25 protein-coding genes and 2 pseudogenes are annotated in these 19,560 nt (G+C 45.3%); 8 read left to right on the top strand and 19 right to left on the bottom strand.

Annotation, left to right across the window (positions count from 1 at the left end; translation table 11 throughout):
- Positions 1-93 precede the first annotated feature (93 nt).
- The 3 genes and pseudogenes from C1I60_RS13530 to C1I60_RS13520 form a co-directional block, all read left to right on the top strand.
- Positions 94-1,439, top strand: a pseudogene (locus tag C1I60_RS13530) (PTS transporter subunit EIIC); the annotation flags it as partial.
- A gap of 415 nt (positions 1,440-1,854) precedes the next feature.
- Positions 1,855-3,126 carry an MFS transporter gene (locus C1I60_RS13525; RefSeq protein ID WP_137062164.1) on the top strand — a complete coding sequence of 424 codons (1,272 nt, stop codon included), beginning with the start codon at positions 1,855-1,857 and terminating at the stop codon, positions 3,124-3,126.
- A 156-nt stretch (positions 3,127-3,282) separates the two neighbouring features.
- Complete coding sequence (locus C1I60_RS13520) at positions 3,283-3,588, top strand: hypothetical protein (RefSeq protein ID WP_137062163.1); 306 nt, start codon at positions 3,283-3,285, stop codon at positions 3,586-3,588.
- A gap of 47 nt (positions 3,589-3,635) precedes the next feature.
- Here C1I60_RS13520 and C1I60_RS13515 read toward each other — a convergent pair whose 3' ends face one another.
- Entirely contained in the window at positions 3,636-4,040 is a 405-nt protein-coding gene (locus C1I60_RS13515; protein ID WP_137062162.1) for a hypothetical protein, read from the bottom strand.
- 355 nt (positions 4,041-4,395) lie between these two features.
- On the opposite strand from C1I60_RS13515, the gene C1I60_RS13510 reads away from it, so the two are divergent.
- Positions 4,396-4,611, top strand: coding sequence for a helix-turn-helix domain-containing protein (locus tag C1I60_RS13510; RefSeq protein WP_137062161.1), 216 nt, complete (start codon positions 4,396-4,398; stop codon positions 4,609-4,611).
- A 56-nt stretch (positions 4,612-4,667) separates the two neighbouring features.
- Entirely contained in the window at positions 4,668-4,862 is a 195-nt protein-coding gene (locus C1I60_RS13505) for a helix-turn-helix domain-containing protein (RefSeq protein WP_252361703.1), read from the top strand.
- Between the two features lie 68 nt (positions 4,863-4,930).
- Here C1I60_RS13505 and C1I60_RS13500 read toward each other — a convergent pair whose 3' ends face one another.
- The 3 genes from C1I60_RS13500 to C1I60_RS13490 form a co-directional block, all read right to left on the bottom strand.
- The gene (locus C1I60_RS13500) at positions 4,931-5,248 is read right to left on the bottom strand and encodes a hypothetical protein (protein ID WP_137062159.1); all 318 of its coding nucleotides are present in this window, start codon (positions 5,246-5,248) and stop codon (positions 4,931-4,933) included.
- Positions 5,249-5,343: 95 nt separating this feature from the next.
- A complete protein-coding gene (locus C1I60_RS25615; RefSeq protein WP_252361702.1) occupies positions 5,344-5,673 on the bottom strand; it encodes a barstar family protein in 330 nt (109 codons plus the stop codon).
- A 257-nt stretch (positions 5,674-5,930) separates the two neighbouring features.
- Positions 5,931-6,236, bottom strand: a complete 306-nt coding sequence (locus C1I60_RS13490) for a hypothetical protein (RefSeq protein WP_137062158.1) — start codon at positions 6,234-6,236, stop codon at positions 5,931-5,933.
- Positions 6,237-6,338: 102 nt separating this feature from the next.
- Here C1I60_RS13490 and C1I60_RS13485 point away from each other — a divergent pair, with 102 nt between their 5' ends.
- Both C1I60_RS13485 and C1I60_RS13480 read left to right on the top strand, forming a co-directional pair.
- On the top strand, positions 6,339-7,097 hold the full coding sequence (locus C1I60_RS13485) for a DUF2087 domain-containing protein (protein WP_137062157.1): 759 nt from the start codon (positions 6,339-6,341) through the stop codon (positions 7,095-7,097).
- Positions 7,098-7,130: 33 nt separating this feature from the next.
- The gene (locus C1I60_RS13480; protein ID WP_137062156.1) at positions 7,131-7,472 is read left to right on the top strand and encodes a GIY-YIG nuclease family protein; all 342 of its coding nucleotides are present in this window, start codon (positions 7,131-7,133) and stop codon (positions 7,470-7,472) included.
- A 169-nt stretch (positions 7,473-7,641) separates the two neighbouring features.
- On the opposite strand, the gene C1I60_RS13475 is transcribed toward C1I60_RS13480, so the two are convergent.
- The 13 genes and pseudogenes from C1I60_RS13475 to C1I60_RS13420 all read right to left on the bottom strand — a co-directional run bounded on the left by C1I60_RS13475 (position 7,642) and on the right by C1I60_RS13420 (position 16,637).
- Complete coding sequence (locus tag C1I60_RS13475; RefSeq protein WP_137062155.1) at positions 7,642-8,199, bottom strand: hypothetical protein; 558 nt, start codon at positions 8,197-8,199, stop codon at positions 7,642-7,644.
- 224 nt (positions 8,200-8,423) lie between these two features.
- Positions 8,424-8,594, bottom strand: a pseudogene (locus C1I60_RS26330) (hypothetical protein); the annotation flags it as partial.
- 26 nt (positions 8,595-8,620) lie between these two features.
- On the bottom strand, positions 8,621-9,037 hold the full coding sequence (locus tag C1I60_RS13465; protein ID WP_137062153.1) for an HD domain-containing protein: 417 nt from the start codon (positions 9,035-9,037) through the stop codon (positions 8,621-8,623).
- 42 nt (positions 9,038-9,079) lie between these two features.
- Complete coding sequence (locus C1I60_RS13460; protein WP_252361701.1) at positions 9,080-10,084, bottom strand: class I SAM-dependent methyltransferase; 1,005 nt, start codon at positions 10,082-10,084, stop codon at positions 9,080-9,082.
- A gap of 205 nt (positions 10,085-10,289) precedes the next feature.
- Entirely contained in the window at positions 10,290-11,501 is a 1,212-nt protein-coding gene (locus C1I60_RS13455) for a rhamnogalacturonan acetylesterase (RefSeq protein WP_137062278.1), read from the bottom strand.
- A gap of 60 nt (positions 11,502-11,561) precedes the next feature.
- Positions 11,562-12,050, bottom strand: coding sequence for a ribosomal maturation YjgA family protein (locus C1I60_RS13450; RefSeq protein ID WP_137062151.1), 489 nt, complete (start codon positions 12,048-12,050; stop codon positions 11,562-11,564).
- Position 12,051: 1 nt separating this feature from the next.
- Positions 12,052-12,207 (bottom strand): hypothetical protein, encoded by a 156-nt coding sequence (locus C1I60_RS24490; RefSeq protein ID WP_212734470.1) that lies wholly within the window; start codon positions 12,205-12,207, stop codon positions 12,052-12,054.
- A gap of 195 nt (positions 12,208-12,402) precedes the next feature.
- On the bottom strand, positions 12,403-12,996 hold the full coding sequence (locus tag C1I60_RS13445) for a GNAT family N-acetyltransferase (protein ID WP_137062150.1): 594 nt from the start codon (positions 12,994-12,996) through the stop codon (positions 12,403-12,405).
- On the bottom strand, positions 12,993-13,706 hold the full coding sequence (locus C1I60_RS13440) for an HAD family hydrolase (RefSeq protein ID WP_137062149.1): 714 nt from the start codon (positions 13,704-13,706) through the stop codon (positions 12,993-12,995). The genes C1I60_RS13445 and C1I60_RS13440 overlap by 4 nt, the downstream gene beginning before the upstream one ends.
- 24 nt (positions 13,707-13,730) lie before the next feature.
- Positions 13,731-13,910 (bottom strand): hypothetical protein, encoded by a 180-nt coding sequence (locus C1I60_RS13435; RefSeq protein ID WP_137062148.1) that lies wholly within the window; start codon positions 13,908-13,910, stop codon positions 13,731-13,733.
- A 24-nt stretch (positions 13,911-13,934) separates the two neighbouring features.
- Positions 13,935-14,492 carry a DJ-1/PfpI family protein gene (locus tag C1I60_RS13430; protein WP_137062147.1) on the bottom strand — a complete coding sequence of 186 codons (558 nt, stop codon included), beginning with the start codon at positions 14,490-14,492 and terminating at the stop codon, positions 13,935-13,937.
- A gap of 287 nt (positions 14,493-14,779) precedes the next feature.
- The gene (locus C1I60_RS13425; protein ID WP_137062146.1) at positions 14,780-15,865 is read right to left on the bottom strand and encodes a saccharopine dehydrogenase family protein; all 1,086 of its coding nucleotides are present in this window, start codon (positions 15,863-15,865) and stop codon (positions 14,780-14,782) included.
- Positions 15,852-16,637 (bottom strand): class I SAM-dependent methyltransferase, encoded by a 786-nt coding sequence (locus C1I60_RS13420; protein WP_170970809.1) that lies wholly within the window; start codon positions 16,635-16,637, stop codon positions 15,852-15,854. The genes C1I60_RS13425 and C1I60_RS13420 overlap by 14 nt, the downstream gene beginning before the upstream one ends.
- A 309-nt stretch (positions 16,638-16,946) precedes the next feature.
- Between C1I60_RS13420 and C1I60_RS13415 the strand changes: the two genes are divergently transcribed.
- Positions 16,947-18,059 carry a LuxR C-terminal-related transcriptional regulator gene (locus C1I60_RS13415; protein ID WP_137062145.1) on the top strand — a complete coding sequence of 371 codons (1,113 nt, stop codon included), beginning with the start codon at positions 16,947-16,949 and terminating at the stop codon, positions 18,057-18,059.
- Positions 18,060-18,160: 101 nt separating this feature from the next.
- Here C1I60_RS13415 and C1I60_RS13410 read toward each other — a convergent pair whose 3' ends face one another.
- Together C1I60_RS13410 and C1I60_RS13405 are read right to left on the bottom strand one after the other, a co-directional pair.
- Entirely contained in the window at positions 18,161-18,340 is a 180-nt protein-coding gene (locus C1I60_RS13410) for a hypothetical protein (RefSeq protein ID WP_014280513.1), read from the bottom strand.
- A 76-nt stretch (positions 18,341-18,416) separates the two neighbouring features.
- Positions 18,417-19,469 (bottom strand): diacylglycerol kinase catalytic domain-containing protein, encoded by a 1,053-nt coding sequence (locus C1I60_RS13405; RefSeq protein ID WP_137062276.1) that lies wholly within the window; start codon positions 19,467-19,469, stop codon positions 18,417-18,419.
- Positions 19,470-19,560 lie beyond the last annotated feature (91 nt).

Genomic DNA, 19,560 nt, shown 5'->3' with positions numbered 1-19,560 from the left:
CTGTTAAATCAGGCAAAACCTGAATGAAAAGGCTCACGATACGTGGGTCTGCTCATTCGGGTATTTTTTTTCCTAAAAATGGGGGAATTCAAGATGGATCAGCAGGAAACTGCCAAAAAAATTGTGGATTACGTTGGCGGAAAAGACAATATTAACTCTTTATACCATTGTGTTACACGCTTGCGCTTCGATCTCAAGGATAACGACAAGGTAAATCTGGATGAATTAAAGAAGCTGGACAAGGTTATGGGCACAAATATATCTGGTGATCAATTTCAGGTCATTATCGGCAATGAAGTAGCCACAGTATTCAATGCCATGGCGCTGCTATATCCTTTTTTAAAGAGTGACTCCAGCGAAAAAAACCTTCTGAAAAAAAGAAACAAAATGTTATCTCCAGATTATTTGAGTTCATTGCAGGTGTATTTGCTCCTATTTTGCCTGCCATTGCGGGTGCAGGTTTGCTCAAAGGTTTGATTGCTTTGCTCGCATCCGTGGGCTGGCTTACAGCGGGCACGGATACGTATCGAATTATCTCAGCGATCGGAGACGGAGTCTTTTATTTTCTGCCGTTGCTTATTGCTGTGAGTGCTGCCCGAAAATTCGGTTGCAACCCTTATGTCGCCGTTGCCGTCAGTGCAGCACTCATGTACTCGGACATGGGAACGTTATTATCGAGTGGTCAAGCTGTTTCTTTTATCGGTATTCCGGTTACTGCCGTTACCTATGCGTCCTCCGTTATCCCTATACTTCTGGCCATTTGGCTGATGTCTTATATCGAAAAAGGCGTAGACCGTATCATTCCTTCTTCTTTTAAGCTTTTGCTTGTCCCATTGATTACGATGCTCATTGTCGTTCCGGTTACATTGATCGCTATTGGACCGCTGGGTACTCTAATCGGTAATGGATTGTCAGGAGGTATTAATTGGCTGATTTCCGAAGGCGGCTTGTTCGCAGGTATTATTTTGGGTGGAGCTATGGCGTTGATCGTTATGACAGGCATGCACTATGCACTCGTCCCAGTCATAATCGGCAATTTGGCAAAACTGGGTTTCGACAAGTTTCTGCCGTTAACGTACATCTCCAATATGGGTCAGGCAGGAGCAACCATGGGGGTATTCTTCCGTGCCAAAGATAAGAAGCTGAAATCTGTAGCATTTTCTACAAGCCTGACAGCACTTATGGGTGTCACCGAGCCTGCTATGTATGGGGTTAATATGAGATATAAACGCCCTTTTGTAGCAGGTATGATCGGTAGTGCCGCAGGTGGCGGCTTCTCCCTTGCCTTTGGTGCAAATGCCTATGTACTGGCGGGCAACGGTGGGATTCAGGGGCTGCCTGCCCTGATTGGACCGACGTTCTGGTATGCATTTGGCGGTATGGTCATCGCATTCGTTGTAGCCACAATCGCAGCTATACTGATGGGGATTAACGAAGAACAGAACGACGAAGGCCACGGAACCCTTAGCCGCAAAAAGAAGAAAAGCTTCGACTGGTATAAAAAAGTGATTGCTACGAATGGCGAGGATTTAGATGAGAGACTGCCCCCATTTGTGAGTCAGGAATCAAACACCTGGCAAGTTAACCAGCCAGTCGTCGGATATCAACCGACGGCTGGTTATTTAGTTTATGTTGCGCCTCATGCTACGCCAAACGAGTTTAAAAACAACTCCCCAGCCCAACCCATATGATTCCTTTTACAGCAGAGTTTTTTAAAAGACAGATGGTCCGATACGATGCAAACTCACATTTTAATATGACATTAAAGTCACTTTTCTGTACAAAATTCCTACTTTTCACTATGATTTTAAATAGGCATCTAAAAACCGCTTTGAAAGCGAAAGGGATGGAACTGTGACTGGATTAAAACAAGTACTCAGAAACAAGAATTATGTCAGGCTTTTCCTGGCAACGTTCGCCTCACAAATGGGAGGAATTATTGGGGTTACTGCATTCATGTTTTATTTGTTGAAACGGTTTACGAATCAGCCATACTATGCAACGCTTGCCGAGTTAATGTATTCGCTCCCGATGCTGGCAGTATTCCTCGTGGTTGGAGTGCTGGCAGATCGAATGGACCGACAAAAAATTGCTGTTAATTGTGACTGGATCAGCGCTTTTTTATCTTTATGCTTGCTTATTTTTGTTTGGGTTGATTCGATTCCTTTGATATTTGGCTGCCTCTTCATCCGTAGTGCTGCTTCTAAATTTTTTTTCCCAGCCGAAAGTGCCATTATACAGGGAATATTAAACAAAGAGGACTACACCATTGCAGCAGGCCTCAATCAAATGATGGGGAGTCTGTTCATGTTGTTTGGAGGAACTCTGGGGGCCGTCATTTACTGGCATTTTGGAATTACTGGAGCGATCCTCATTGATGCTGTTTCTTTTATTGTGTCTGCACTGCTCATTCGTTCCTGCAAAATTCCAAAGGAAGTACGCCTTCCGAACGGGGCACATCAATTTAAACAATTAAAATTCAAACTGGTCATGCACGACTTTAAACAAGGGTTTCTTTACATATTACGCAACAAACTATTGATTTGGTTGATTTCAGGATTTTTTATGTTCGGTATTTTGAATGGTGGATTTAGCGTTTTACCGATGTTTATTCTTAAATATAAGCTAGCTCCAGGCAACTATGAGCAGTATATGGTATGGACAGGTATTATTTTTGGAGCTGGTGTGTTGCTTGGCACCTTAATCGCTTCTCTTATCTCCGCCAAGCTAAAGCTACACCAAATGATTGCAGCGGGAGTTCTGGTAGCTGGAATTGGTATGTGTACTCTTGGGTTTGTTAATCATCTCTATGTATTTATGATTATCAACTTTGTCATTGCACTCATACTTCCGTTCATTAATATTGGCATAGGAGGATGGCTGCCTTGTATTGTAGATCCTCAAATGATGGGACGTGTGCAAGGTTTAATTAATCCGCTAATGATGCTGTCCCAATCTCTTACATTGGGTTTCATTGCTGTAAGCTTTCCTTCATTTATTTCAATTGAAGTCTTATTTTTATTAGTCGGGGTCTGTACCGTTATTGTAGGAATATATTACACTATTGTGCTCCCCCGTTATGCTGATTACGGCACTTCTTCTAACGCCCTTCAGGAATCTTTATAGGCAGATTAAAAGAGTTCTAAGTTGAATTGCCACTTCTGTCTCCATATCCAGTGCAGAGGTGGCTTCATCATAGCTCCCCTCAAATGCTCCACCAGCACGTACATTTTGGTAGATACAAAAGTAAGAGGTCAAAAACGGAGATCATAGGAGTTAACCATGCAAAGCAAAAAAGTGTTAATACCCGCAGCATTACTTCTTTTAATACAGTTAAGCGTTCCTGTCTGCTATACCTTTGCACAGAATAACCTTGTCATAGATCATGAAACGAAAGAGAGACTCAAAGAACAATATGGCTTGGAAGAACCTCTGTCACCTATACTAGAGCAGCAGCAAAACATTTTATTCGGAGGTGATTGGGGCTTTAGTCCTTCTGCCGATGCCGCGATGCTGGAATTGACCATATGGATTCGGAATCCGCTCATTTTCATCAGTCAACAACTGGTACATTCACTGAAATCATAAGCTGCTTTCTATTCGGTAAGTTCCATGATATAGAGCATAAGGGTCATTTATTTTGTAGTAAGTTGTCTGCCACTTGGGGTCACTTCATCCTTCTTATTGAAAAGGTTTAATTCAATGGGTCCCCTACCATGTAGCCACAGCAGTTCATCGAATAAAAATGTCAGTCCATCCTTGGCACGTAAGCGTTCGATGGTCTCCGTGACAACTTGCATAACTTCCCCTTGTACACCCTCTGCCAGTTGCAAACCTCCGCTCTCTCCGTCCAGGTAAAGATGCGTATGATATGATTGCTCCACCTTCTTCACATGGCGCAAACACAGTATGCCATTTTCGAGGTAAAAGAAGTATTGATGGTCATAAAGAACCCCTTCGCATATCTCATACATATGAGGTGAATCATACGGCCCCTGCACCATTGAGACCCGTTCCAATCCCATTACTGATTCTGTCATAAATCCTCGCTCCATTCGTCTATTCATTTATCCAATGATATTAAAGACTAAAGAATTCATTAAAATATTTAAAACGTTGTTATGAGCATTACTACTTATTGTATTTGTGTTAATATCCTTTCTTCTACAGATGGTTTGTTCTAAACTAGGTGTCTGGACGATAATTTATTGCTAATTGTAAAACGTTTTGGTACGATAAGCATATTACTACAACGTTCACAAATAACATCCCAATAAACTCAATGCACATTACAGTGTTACTTTTATTGTTTTCAGTATATATTCAACAGCGTATATTGTCAATACTTCGATGTTACTTTTTAACACTATAGAATGCATTTAGCTGGAGGAAAATATGATAAAGATTCATCTTTCCCGTATTATGGGCGAAAAACGAGTAAATATTGCCGAGCTTTCCCGCATGACTGGATTACATAGAAACGGAATCACCAAACTTTACAACGAAGAAACAGACGGTGTGAAATTTGATACGCTAGATAAAATTTGTAAAGCTCTAGACTGCCATGTTCAAGATGTAATCGAGTATGTAGAGGATGATTCAGATTTGTAGAATGGACTTCACTTTTTGGAGGAATTGTTGTGATTAGATTTTCTCTTGATAAGATCATGAAAAATCGTGGACTGGAACAAAAAGATATTGTTTCTATTACAGGGATTAATCGAAATACGGTTAAAGCTTTGGCCTCCAACGCAAACGCCCGGATTGACTTTCCAACCTTGAATACACTTTGTAGAACCCTTGGCGTACTCCCTGGTGAACTAATCGAATACTTACCGGAAGACGACGAAGAGAGCCGTTAATTTGCTTACGGCTCTTTGTTCTTTACAAGCTAGATGAATGTGTACTTATAAATGCTAGATGCCCCCTGTTACAATTCCAAATACGAGCCACTACTTAGTAGATTCATCGTTTGCTCGTATAGCCGTACTAATAAGTCTCCTTTCGCTTCCTCATCTGTAATGTAATACTCAAACGTCATATTTACTTTTGTATAAAAGAAAAATAAGTTAAAAGCAAGTCTCTTTGAAATGATTTCTTGGTCTTTTGAAAGCTTAGTTAACTGCTCCATACAATCCAACAGCTCATTGAACTCTTTTTGCAAAACAACCCCTCTTGATCTCATTTGAGGAAGCACAATATGCATCAATTTTTTTATTCGATTTTCTAATTCAGTTTGATTGATCATCGTCAATCCCTACCTATTCAGTGGTTTTAGATGTATACTCTCCACATATGATTAAATCATCTTCCATTTCAGAGATTCCCTCCTACTTCCCTATCTTATTTCGAAGCAAAATTCACGGTGACACCACCTGATACCAAAATCATTACTAGATCCATAAAATATTGCTGTGGTGAAAATCTATAGTACGTCTCTTTTTGACCCCACTCTTCCTCGTATCTTTCCAAAAAGTAATGCGCGTTTTGCCAATGGATCGTGAACGGTCTCATAGCTCCAAACCCTCCACAGAGACAGTCTGATATACTGTCCAAACTAAATCCGTAGTACCCTCCGGGTCCATTAATCGCTTCTCCCAGTGCTATAAAAAATGTTGTAAAATCCAATATGTATTCCCCGTCTAAAGTGTAGACTTCTCCTCGTTTATCCAACCTGTGAGAATGATTAGACGCAGAATGTATCCTAGTCACGTTTAGCCACCCGGCCTGTTCTTCTTTAGAGAAGCCTATACAAATTGTTCAAAAATCACCTTTTCATACGTTTCACCCGTTAAGCCAACCACATCTCTACAATAGCCAACTGTAAGCCCACTTTCATCGTCAATGACAGCAAATCTATATTTCATATCACACCTCTTTTTGTCTAAATTTCCTTACAATAAAAGTGGACTATAGATTATATCTTGGAGTTAATCCATAAACAATTCCCCTAAAACAGCCATTATTCGCATATATAACTGTGGTAATAAATCACCCGGTTCTTCACCTTCTTTTACATAGACTAGTTCTGTTTCCACAGTGGTATACAAACGAAATAGTTTATTTGCGAGACTCTTAGAGATGAGCTGCTTGCCTTTTAAAATCTCACTCAACTGATCAAGGCAATTTAATATTTCATTAAATTCAAGATGTAATATTATATTTTTCACTTTCAAAGCAGGAATTACTATCAAAATAAGATTAGATAACTTATTTTCCAATTCATCTTCTATCATAACCATTCCCCTCAATCCCTTCACTTCTCCTATTGATTTTAAATAAACAAAATGTTATATTGTCTATAAAATAATTGTCATTTAATCGAGGTGTTTATTAAAATGGATCATTCCGAGCTATTTTGGAATGCTGGAATTGAGGAACTAAAACGTGGATATATCCGTCAAGGGGAGCAGGTAGCTTGTCTGCTGGACGGACAGCGCTATGAGCAAGGAATCATATATCAGGATCAGGGGGTATTTTATGACGCGGAGCGGTTTATGCGTCTTCATATTGAGCGGACGTACGGTTCGGTCTTTGACTATTTGATCGGCCTGGACAAAAAGCTGACCGGACTGACGGATCATCAGAATGGATTGCTCCAGTTGTTTTATCAAGGCATGAGCGATACGGATATTCAAAAGGAAACCGGAATCGGCAGTGCATCCACCATCCGCAATCATCGCTTTGGCCTCAAAGAAAAGGAACGGCAGGCCAAGGTATTTCTGACCTTGATGGAGCTGCTAAAAGAAAAAGACCGCCACGCTCCCGCTATCGTCGAGGTGCCTGTACGGGCACGGATGGTGGATGAACGCTACAACATTACGGAAGACGAAAGACAAAAGGTACTGGCAAAATATTTCCCAGAGGGTACACACGGTCGCCTGAAAACCTTCAAAATGCAGGAAAAGCATAAATGGATCGTGCTGCGTGAAATTGCGCGACGTTTTGAGGTAGGACGGACATATCATGAGAAGGATATTAATGCTATTTTACAGGAAGTGTATGACGATTATGTCACGTTACGAAGATATATGATTGAATATAGTCTACTGGATCGCAAGCCGGATGGCAGTGAATATGGGTTGAAGGAATCTTGAGGCACGATATTTGAAAACGAAGGAGAACTCAACATGAACCGAAGAAAAGAACTGGTGCAGCAGTATATGGAGATCAAGACAGAGGCCGGAATCTACTGCATTCGCAATACACACAACGGGAAAATTTTTGTCGCTGGCACACCAAATTTAAAATCACTGAACGGTCGTCGGTTTGAGTTACAAATGGGAACTTGTCAGAACCAACAGCTGCAACGGGAATGGAATGAGTATGGCGAAGATGCATTTGAGTTTGAGGTGCTGGAACTTTTGAAGAAAAAAGATTCGGAGTTCTTCGATGTCAAGGATGCGCTGTCCAAGCTGGAGCAGACCTGGCTTGATCGACTTCAGCCTTACGGAGAAAAAGGATATTTGTAAAATTACCAATCCGCACGATATTCTTCTCGAAGGATGACAAAAATAACAGCGTCGAGAAAACCTCGGTAAAACCACTTTTGAGCAACAACCGTCTGAAGCCTTCGTTAACTGGTCAATGAAGGCTTCATTTCCTTTTTCATCATTGATCTCCTTCCTATATATGAAGATGCTAATTCATCAGCCACCAGCCGATCCCCACCATCACCCCATTGATTGAAAATAATAAAATACATGCTTTCCACTTGTTTAGTCCACTTGTTTGAAAAAATCCACTCACCGTACTACGACACATATACACCGTAAACAGCAAATTCCACACAATACGCATACCATACTTTACGTAGTACAGGGCAGGACTTAGATGTACGCCCCCCAACATTGGAGGTACATCCGGAATTAACAGGATCGCACACGTATAACGCATCGTTTCATATGTAAAATAAAATACAGCCAACCACCAGGCCCACTTCTTACCAAATAGCATCCCCACACCCGCAGTTGCCCCTGACAAACCGAGCAAAGCGATGAACCCTTGAAACATCCCCCTGCAAATCCCCACCAGCGTAGAAGCCTCATTCAACGCATTAAGCGTCAACAGCTGTGTCACCAACAAAAGCGCTCCATTAAAAATCAGTAAAATGGCTGCAATACTTACACTTAAAGGCCGTTCAAGAACTACGTTCGTTACATAATCCTCTACTTCTTTTTTCGTATACAGATCCGACACTTCTTCTACTCTCCTAACCCAATCATATACTTCCTATTTATGGACGGGTACAATAACAGTGTGTTTTCGCCTCATTCAGATATATCGGCATTTAGGAAAATATGGTTTAATCTATTCTGAAAATTACGGTTATCCATAGGATAATCATTGTTAATAGAATCCCAAATAGAGTAATATCTATCCTTATACTACCATTAAAAGATGAACTCTGACAAATAAAAGGACTAAAATCCCGCCTTTCTCCGTGATAATTCTTCAATCATACATACCTGGGTTGCCAAACATTTGGGTGTGCCCAAATTTAAAATAATGTCATTCATGTATCCTCGCCCAATCTGCGCCGCCTCTGCAATTTGTCGAATGGTGGTGATGCTGTAGCCTTGAGACATGAATAATTTAGTTGCTTTTCTTTAAAATGGGTTCAATTCAAAAGCTCTTGTAGCGCCTGCCTATACTTTTCTATTCGTGCTGTATCCTTCTCCGTGGGATGAGGGATGCGATCCAGATTCATATTTTCCTGAATATCCGCTATTTTCACTGCTCTGGACAATGGATTGTTTTTGGCTCGGCGTATAAAATCGCTGTACTCCTCTCCCTCGTTCCGAGTGAGTCCTTCCACTGCTTCAATGATATGTTTGCCAAAGCCCGCTTCTTTCAGTTGATCCGCTGTGACCTCTGTATCCTCCAGCACATCATGCAGCACGGCTACTATTTTTTCATCCATATGCTCTACGCGGTTCATGACCTGAATGGGGTGGAAAATATAAGGCTGACCGCCCTTGTCCGTCTGTCCCTGGTGAGCCTGTGCGGCAGTCGCAATCGCTGTTTCTATGTTCATTTTACGCCACCTCCATACTCTGCTTTTTACCTTTGAATACCCTTAGCCATTATGAACTAATCGTGTTATTTTCGTAGCTTCATAACCTTTAGATGACTGGATATGCTCTACTCGATAACCAGCTTGGATATCCAAAAGCTTTTCCATAAAAGGAAGGCACGGACTGTAAATAAAGCTTCCTCCCGGCCGGATTGCCCTTAGCAATTCCATATATTTGTGGGCGTATTCGTGAATATGGCCATCCGCTTTCAGATGATGATGTATAAAATGATTGGAGAACGCCATATGAGAGATAATCGTTCCCCATTCTCCTTCCTTGAAGGTTGTCTCCAGCCAATCGCCCTGAGTAACACCTGTTCCTTTTTCAGCCAACCGATCTGTCCCGTAAGCCTCAATTCCAAGGGAACGCAAATAACCGACCAGCCGCGCCTCTGATCCGCAGCCTATATCGAGAACAGGCTCCTGCAAACGTGCAATGTCCAATCCTAGGAGCTTTGCCTGCAATTCAGGCGTGTATTCCTCACAAGGTATCCAAAAGGTGTACTCACTCTCTGCATACTTGGCAAACATCGTCCGTCCGTTGGTACGAATTAGAAAATCTCTTAAATGCCCGTAATGCTGTTGCAGCAGTAAATTTAGCATGCTCTCATTCATAGCCTGGTTTTGGAACAGCTTTTGAATCCGGGTGAAGAGTCGATCATACAATTGCGTAAGCTCATCAAGATGATCGGAGTGAAAATGAATATACTGATTGACGCTCACAAACTGGTGCAGCGTTTTTACCGCTACGCCAGTGACAAAAGCGGTATACTCATGCTGACGCTTCAAGCTTTGGAGCATGAGGAGCAGTTCCGGGCTTCTCTGTGTCAGCCAATACGTCATTTCCGGTGAAGGTCCCATCAGGGCGTTCCCCTCATGCATATAAAACAAACTCCGATGCTGATTATAGAGTATTTGACCGTCAATGAGTCTGTTCAACTGGGCAACCGTCATTAGCGTTTCCTCCCAAGGCTCAAGATAAATGAAGCTTTTATTTTTCCGATTCATGCCATATGCACATAAAATACGCAAGCGATGATGGAAATGCGATGTCTATGTGTAATGGAGGACACTTGAACTACAGCCGGGTACTCACTCCTGTCCTCTACTTCTTCTGCCTAGAACGTAAAGGTCCTACCCAAGCCGGAACAGAGCCATCTTTGGGTAGGACCAGCTTATCATCTAAGTATACCATGCGTATGGAAATAGCGTTTTATTGTGGATTATTCGTCCGTACATAAGAGGATAAAGGGATATTCAATTGACGGATACCCTGTGCTACCAGACGGGCTATTTGCTCCGCGCCATACTCCTGAAAATGCGTATCGTCCTTCACTCCATCAGGGAATGCAGGATATACTCCCGGCTCCAGATGTAAAAATAACGGAAGTGTCCCTTCTGGACCAAGTGTATTATAGTATGCCACACTTAACTGGCTTAGATCGACCAGCGCAACGCCTGTCTCGGATGCCGTTTCCTTCATGGCCTGCACGTATTCGGGAAAACTGATTCGATAGGAAGCACTTGCGGCGTCATAATCCCTGCGACCCACAGGAGTTATCAGCACAGGTGTGGCCCCGCGTTGTGTCGCTCCCTGAATGTAGGTTTTCAAATAGACTTTATAATCCGCTGGGGAAACATAACGCTCTTGGTTGTTGATTGCCGCATCATTATGACCAAACTGGATGAGCACATAATCACCCGGTCGGATGGTCCGCAAAATATCGTCCAGTCTTCCTTGTACAAGGAACGTCTTCGTGCTTCGTCCACCAATAGAACGGTTCACAAAAGTCGCCTCGTCTGTGAAGAACGGCGCAATCATCTGTCCCCAACCAGCCTGAGGCTTCATAGAGGCTTTATAGGTCTGGACCGTGGAATCCCCCGCAAGATATACGGAAGGATGCTCACTCTGCGTTCGAGTCTCTTTTGGCGTAATAACCAGCGCGTTAATCTTCGGGTCATTTCCCGAGAAATACAATTCCAGTTGACCATCGATGAGCGCAAGCTCAAATGTAGCCTCGACAAATTGTCCCGCTGTTTTGGTGGTAGGCTCCACCTTGACGATGGACTCGGCCTTTACCGTAATATCTGTGCTTCCGTCTGTATCCCCGGCGATCAGGGAAAGCGTATAATCCGCAGGCGGCAAGTTGACAACAAAGGATGATCCCTGAACACGAACGAAATCCGAACGAATAGCGTCATTTCCACCACGATCCTCTTCTTTCACCTTGGAAAGATCGGTAAATCCATAGCCCCGTTCGGGCGTGTATGCATCCTTGGCGGTGACCTGAGTGTAGCCTGTAGCAACGCTACCTGGGCCAAAATCAAAACGAAGAGGCCCCGCGAGCTGTTTATCCGCCAATGCCTGCCCCGGAACAATTATGGTCGCAAACAACAAGCTGAACCCCGCGCATAATCCGATCATTTTACCCAACAACCTGTAACGCTTTCCCTTTTGTCTCAAGCGCAACCCTCGCTTTTCAGATTATTCGAATGACTCGTCATCGTCTATACGTGTAGTGATGCCTGCCAGCCTTCTATATCCTTGGTCCAACGCCCAGGATATTGCAATACCGGCCGTGTACCGAACCAGATCGGCGGTTAGGAACCCTTTTCCCAACACCAGCCCGCCCAGTGTCGTCGCCCGGATACTGTTAATCCAGGGAGCCTGATACATCTGACTGAACTCGATGGCGAAACAAAACAACAAGCTGCCCCACAGCGCTACAGATACACGACGATCCACCCACAACATTCTCAGCCCAAAGTAAACCATGCACGCCCACAAGGCATCCCCAAAATGATTGGCAACGAATTCAGGCAACCCGGAGGAAAAGGTCCGACTTCCCAAGCCCAACAGGATAGCGATCAGCACAGCAGCCAGATACATGGCCCGGGCCTTCCAGCGAAATTCCACACCTACTTTCCAAATCGTCTTCCTGTCGACGTCGACGCTTTTACGAGTTCTTCCCATACTAAATCACCTGACCTAACGCTGAAAAATCTTCGCCAAGCTGCTGGAATCTCGTCGAGTATACCCTTAGGTTAGCGCTTGCAAGAGTGCTGATATTCCTGCTGATGTCATATTGTATGCACACCAGCTTGTCTGTATTTTTCGTGATCCAATTCATCATAACGAGCCTCCGCAATATCGTACAAACGTAGCTTGTAAATATGGTTATCTTCCTGTAGTAACAATGTATCCCCTCTGAAATCCCTGTCCATCGATTTGATCGCTTTGCCTGCTTCATTTACAAATCGACCCGTATGCTGTTACTTAAATCCGCGCTCAGGCTTGAGTCGGGTCAAAATATATTGTTCTGATGCTAAAATTCAATACCGCGTACCTTGGCAAAAATCATTTGGCTGGCCAGTGTTCCCTCTTCATCATACTCGACATTCCGCAAAATGCCCTCCAGCGTAAAACCTGCCCGCTCTGCTACCTTGGCGCTGCGCGTATTTCTGGAATCACAACGGATCTCCAGCCGATTCGCCTCCAAATGCTGTATGGCAAAATCCGTGATACCATGTACTGCCTCTGTTATCATGCCTTTACCTGTGCAAGACGTTCTGAGCCAGTATCCGATTTCAAATTTACGTGCAGCCCAGTCGATCCGGTGCAAGCCGCTGCTGGCTACAAAAGCTCCCGATACCGTCTCAAATACGTACAACATCATGTCAGACCGGTCCAGAAATTTAAGTCTGGCTTGGCGTGAGCGAATTTCTGATTCCTCTGGCGTAGGAAGATTTCTCGCAAAAGGCAGCCAGGGACGCAATTCATCCACACTCTCACGAATGGCTTCATTGACCGTTGCCCCATCCCCCCACTGTGGAGCGCGAATCGTCAACCGTTCTGTCTGGAATTGCTCAGGGAACGATAATAGCATAGGGCTAGTCTGATTCGCCTGCTCCTTACTCATGATGCTCCCTCCTCCATATTCCCGGAATAGCTGGCATGATCCAGCCAACCGATGATTTCACGCAAACTGCCAATCCTGTAATCCGGCACAATGCCCGTTTCCTGCCACGACATAAATCCCTCCAGCCAGATTGTATGCAAGCCTGCACTTTGGGCACCACGAATATCATTTGTCGGATGATCGCCTACATACCAGACGTTGCCTGGGTCTGTAATCTCCAGTTCACTTAACGACAACTCGAATATGCGAGGATTAGGCTTCTCCACGCGGACGCCTCCCGAAACAATAATGGAATCAAAATAGTCCTTCAGCATAACGCGGTTGATCTTTGCTTGTTGCGTGCGGAGTGAACCATTGGTGATGATACCAAGCTTCAAGCCCCGCGACCGTAGCTCAGACAGCACTTCCTTGGCCCCGTCCATCAGTACCGTAAACTTATGAAATTCACCATACCAAAAGCCCAGCATTTCCTGTACCGTCGTATCCGGATTTTTCAGTTTCAAGTCTGCATGCAGCTCCGTATACAGCTCCCTTTTGTCCCGATATCCATCCTGATCCGCCAGGCGTATGTGCTCGACTATTGCTGACCTGCTCGCCGGATCCTCCACCACAATGAAGCGTTCCACAAAACGCTCCGTATATGCCGCAAACGCCTGTTTACGATGAATCAGCGTATTATCTAGATCAAAAATGATCGCTTCTATGGACATAACGAACTCCCTTCTTTCGGTTCCTCATACCGATGAGTTGGAAACAAATTGAATAACTCCGATCACCAAAAGCAAGAAAAAAACAGACAAGAAAATGATAAGCATCGTTTTCAGTATTCTTCCGGAAGTCGACCTTTGTTCCAGCTTCGCCTCGATCTGGGTCAGTCTGTCCTTGATGTCTTCCAAATCCTGTTCTACCTTCACGCCATTTCTCCCCCTTTCTTCGTTCTAATTTAACGGTTCAAAATACTTAAAAAATGAAATAGTCTCTTCCAGATCCTGCTCGTTTTCGTAAATATCCATGAGCTTTCCCAATTCAATACCAAAATCTACATAGGCGTTGGCTTTGGCTGTAACGATATGTCCATCTGTAACAACATTGGTATTTACGAATGTTCCCTGAGGGCCAAGCTTCTCCATCTCTTCAACTACGTTAGTCGTAAATGAGCGCCCATTCAGCACACCCGCCTGACCCAACAATAATGTACCTCCACAAATAGCACCGATCCCTTTTTTATTCTGATGCAACTGCTGGAGCAATTTGTGCAGATGCTTATTCGCAGCAACTCCGCTTATGTCACCACCTGGAATAACCAGTAGATCCACACTCTCCATATCCACCTGATCTATTGAGCACAACGGAAGAACTGAAAAACCCTCGTATGAAGTAACAGGATCTTTGCTAATTGCAAAAGGGATAATTTCTCCACGTGTTCTTAAAAAATATGTTGCCAACATGATTTCAAACTGTACAAAACCTTCGTAAATAAATACGTATGTTTTCATGCTACTACATGTCCTCCTCATGAAATAAGAATAGTTACTCAACTTCCTGACAATCATTCACACAAGCTACTCCAAAACCGGACTCTTTTACGGTAAACATTCCCCATACACGATGATATCCGTTTGGTATGCCATTCGAATCTATCTGAGTTGTCTCAGGTCCTTCCAAAAATATGTACTTCTTTCTAGTGTAATCTAACAGGAAAAGAAATCCAAGACCCATCCGCAATGAGTTGCCGAATAAGCTTGGATTACATAAGTCCCTCTTGGGTCAAAAAATATGACTTCTACACCTGCTGTCCGTTCACCTGAATATCCACGGCTACCTGCTGCCCCAGCCATTCCCGCATACGATTCCACGAAAAACACTGCTCCATGTGAAATACACCATGATCAAGCTCAGAACGGTATAGCGCCAGCGCTGCAAAGACAGCTGCCTTGGCGGTTAAATCGGACTGATGATGTCCCCTTAGTTGGCATTCGACTTTCGTTTCCTTGCCATGGAGGGTTCCTCGCGCGTCTACCTTGACCGCCACCGCATTCCCTCCCAGATGCAGCTTGCTAAAGCTGCGAACCACTGCGTTACGCACGGATTGCTGTCGGAGTAAACCCGATATCCCTGTTGTACGAAGCCCTGCCAGAAGCCGGGTCGTCAACCGCGAATCGAAGCAAAGACGTGTGCTGACTGTAGGAATTCCGAGCGTACGTGGAAGTGTATGCTGATCGGAAAAAGGAAAACGATACGCGCGGTGACGCCCCACTCCTGCGCCGAAGTCTGCCACTCGTCCGTCGCTAAAGCTTTTTCGAATCACCGGGCGGCCCTGTTCCATAACCTCCAAATCGGTATGAATCTGATCCACTGTCCATTCAATGGCAGCCTGACCGTGTTCGTCTCCCAAGCCCAGCATCAGAGATATGTTCAACTCATCCGTCCGATCCATAAGCTGCGTCGCCTGCAGTGCCAACAGATTTGTCAGCCCCGGGGCCAATCCTACACTTAGCAGGGCAGTAGCCTGATAAGCTCGCGCCTCCTGATGACACCGCTCCACCTGACTCAAGAAGGCTGCATTCGCGGTAATATCCATATAATGCACCCCATGCTGAAGGCAGGCACGTACCAGGTCTGTGTTTTCCTGATCCAGACACATGATAACGATCCTGGCCTGCTTTAAAATCGACGGGTCTATCGGCTCATGAATATTAAGCTGTAAAGGCAGTACCTTACCACCCGATTGCTTGCTAAATTCAGCGGCACGTTCCATGCTACGCCCTGCGGCAAACACCTTGCCGGGAAACATTTCACTTAGTTCCGTACATAAAATTTTTCCGACATGACCATATCCGCCAATGATGATAATGTTATCCTTTGTCATGAGTAGCTTCTCCCCCTTTAACTGCAAACCACCCATTCACTAAAAAAGCGCCAAAATACCGGGTGATATGGGTAAAGCCTGCATCTACCAGCATTTCCTGTATTGCTGTATTGGACACTGGGTCTGACTCACGGCCAATGGAGGCAGCGAATCGCTCCCAATCCTCCAGGGGAATGCCCTGATCCAGCATATGACTTTTCCACGCCTGCATTTGAATGGAAAAGGCAGACTCCTGTGGATTTCCATTGATGGAGGCCAAGCAAAAAGGCGCGCCCGGTTTGAGACGAGCAGATATCTGTTGCAGCAATGCCCGTTTGCTCTCCAGGCTGTGAAGAAAATGAAGCACCAACAGGCAGGTGGCAGCATCATAAATCGGCTCCGCGTGTGATTCTTCGATCCGTTGTCCAGACTGCTCCTTAGACTGTTCTTGGAGTAGTTCTCCGGGCAGCTCTTCCAACGTGCCTGTGACAAAAGATATTCTTGACCTTATGCCCGCTTGCGCCACACGCTGACGTGCCAAATCCAGCATGCGTTCAGATGGATCAACTGCCGCAAAAGACCATGCCGCATGTTGTCCTCCGAGTGTAATCAGCTCCTGACCGCCGCCAGCCCCGATAATCAATACGTTCGGATCCGCGTCCTGCGTGCGGGCCTGAGTCTCAAGCTGTGCGGTTATCAAGCGGTCCGTCATCTCATACAGATGGGCATATCCCGGTATTTTTAAAGCAATCGTGTCCGGGTACTTGCGTACATTCGGATCGTTCCAACTCATAGGCTGGTTAGGACTTGTATGTTCAGCGCTTGTATGGCGGCTGTTGCCTGTGTGATGAGCACCCATAGGATCGTTTGGCTTACTGCTGCTATATTCCATATATAGTTCCCTCCAAAATCGAACAGCTGGAAAAAGATGCGACTGGCCTTGCATTTAGCCTTGATCTTCCCCTAGCATTCGTATATTGTTGATTTAATTAAGAATTATTCTCAATTATAACAACCACACGTATATCCACCATCCCATAGATGTGGGATTTACTTCGATACACTTAGGCGAAACTCCAGCTTTTCACGATGGGAGCAATGTATGAGCGCACAATATACACAATTTTCACAGCTAAAAGATGCTCGACAGCAAATCATTCGACTGGGAGAAAAAGCCCCTTCATCGCAAGCTTACAAACATACGCTAATCGAACGCTTACGTACTCAGGTTTCGTTCGATGCGGCGTGTTGTACGTCAATAGATCCGCATACGCTGCTTTCCACAGGGGCATTCACCGAATCAGGCGTGGATGGCATTCATTACAAGCTATTAGAGTACGAATATCTGCGCAATGATGTGATGAAATACGACCAGTTGGTGCGGGAGGGGCAATCCATAGCGACTCTAAACGAAGCTACGGGAGGTCATCCGAATCGGAGCGCACGTTACAGGGATGTTTTGCAGCCTGCCGGATTCGGGGATGAGTTACGTGTTCCGTTAATGTACAAAGGAAGCTGTTGGGGATTTCTCACGTTGTTTCGCCTTCATACAGAGCCGGTATTTAGTGAGGAAGAGCAGCAGCTTCTTGAAGCCTTAGCACCGTCTATAGCCTACCATTTGCGTCAGGCCAGTGTGGGCTTATCTCCAGACTCCGCTATAATTATGGAAAATGATATGGAGCCAGGGGTTCTGGTGCTTTCTGGCAAGCTGGAGCCGATTTCCTTCAATCCAACGGCAGACCAGTGGCTAAAGTTGCTTCGGCAGCAGGAAGACATCGACGAAAATAGCCTTCCCGCGCCCGTTCGGGCGGTATGCTTTCGCGCGCTATCCACAGCCCTTCCGGGAACTTTCACTGCTTCCGCTTCACCAGCCAAACTATGTATACCCGCCGCAGACGCAGGAACCCCGTGGGTAACACTCAGGGCCACCCTTCTTCAAAGCGGGCAAAGTAAAGATGAAAAACAGCTTGCCGTATGGTTTGAGCCTGCTAAAGCATCTGAAATGCTGCCGCTCATGGCAGAGATGTTTGCATGGTCCGAGCGGGAAAGACAGATTGTCCGGCTCATTGTTCAAGGCTTTTCGACCCGAGAGCTGGCAAGCGCACTTCATATTTCAGCCTACACAGTGCAGGATCATCTGAAAGCGATTTTCTTGAAAACAGGTGTAAGCAGCCGCCGTGAGCTGGTATGGAAGGTATATTCCAGATTCAACTAATTTCAATCCTCCTATTCCACAATAATACATGCCAAAGAGACAGATGACCCCATTAAGGATCATCTGTCTTTGCATGTTTGCTCTATTTGGACGCAAGAGCCTTATTGCTTCGAAGAGGTTTTCGTATCATCGTAGGACACGGGTGAAGGCTTCGCAATCCATTCGTCAGCCTCTGGTTCGATATCCACGCCGTTTTCCAGCTTGTTTTTCTCCATCAAGGAATCTCCGTCCTCGTTCTTCTTGTTGCGGATTTTCGCTTCGTCTTGAGTATGGTCGCTCATGTTGATTCCTCCTTTTTGACTTCATCTGATTGATGTACCTTACTCAACATTCCCCATTGCCATCCTGTGCAAACCTCTACACGACCAGATGCCCCTTTTTCTCTGCTGGACTAATAGTTGCTTCAATCCCGGCATTAAACTCCAGAAAGTCGCTTTCCACTCCATCGCTGAAAATCACTCCATGTTCCGGCATCTGCGAAGCAATCCGCAGCGGTTTTTCGGCTTCCACCTGACCAAATACCAGATCCGTAGCAGTCGTCCGACTGGGAAATGGTTCTCTCACCGTAAAATATAGCGATGGCGAACTCCATGTTGCGCGGTTGTCATAACTATAGTCATCGTCACTGCCATGGTCGCCCCCATTGCTTCTCCGGCCTCGTTGCCGTCCTTCTTCCACTGCTTCTTGATGGAAGACGGCGCCCGTCACCAGATGATCTGGAGTCAGCGAAATTGGACGCTGCGTAGCGCTGCCGACAATCCCTGCCGCCCCGGCAAGCACGCTGGTCAACCAGCCTGTCGCACCCATCCCCGTCGAAACGATAATGCCGCTGGAGGATTGCTGCTCTACCTGATCCTCCAGCCTCAGCTCATATCTCGCTGAAACATGGGTTTTGCGCCCGATGAACAAATCGTTCACAGCGTACAACGATTGACCGTCATTGAGCTGGGCCTTAGCCAGCGTAACCTCCTTGATCGGACGTTTGTGTACGAACACATCTGGCACAACCCGGCGCAAATCCGATACTGTAAATGGCAGCAATACTCCGTCCCAGCGCAATGGATCTGGATTCACACCGATCAACGGCTGCTCAGTCAAGTACTTTAACGTGTTGGCCACCAGCCCATCCTGACCCACCACCACCACCGTATCCTGCTCACCAAAAATAAAGTTGGGCACATGCTCCCGCTCCACAATCTGAACCCGCCCCAAGGTCGTCAGCTCCGATGCTGCCGTTGCTACTGCTCTGCGGTAATTTTCATCCTCCAGCACATAATCACTGAAATCCGCGCCTAGCCGTTCTATAAAAAACCGGGCCTGCTGCACCGTGTTATATCGGACAATCAGTTCCTCCAGACGTGTTTTACGCTTCACCAAAATGATCTTGTGCTCCGTCATCCGGTTGCTCATCGTACTCATCGTGCTCTTCCTCCAGATCCTCTCGTTCCTTCCGATCCACCTGTTCCCGTACCCGACATCAGACCTTGCAACAAATCCGGTG

Source organism: Paenibacillus terrae, assembly GCF_005217525.1.
Classification (GTDB): Bacteria; Bacillota; Bacilli; order Paenibacillales; family Paenibacillaceae; genus Paenibacillus; species Paenibacillus terrae_C.
Note: the sequence above shows the minus strand (reverse complement) of the source record. Positions and strands in the feature narration are given on the sequence as shown.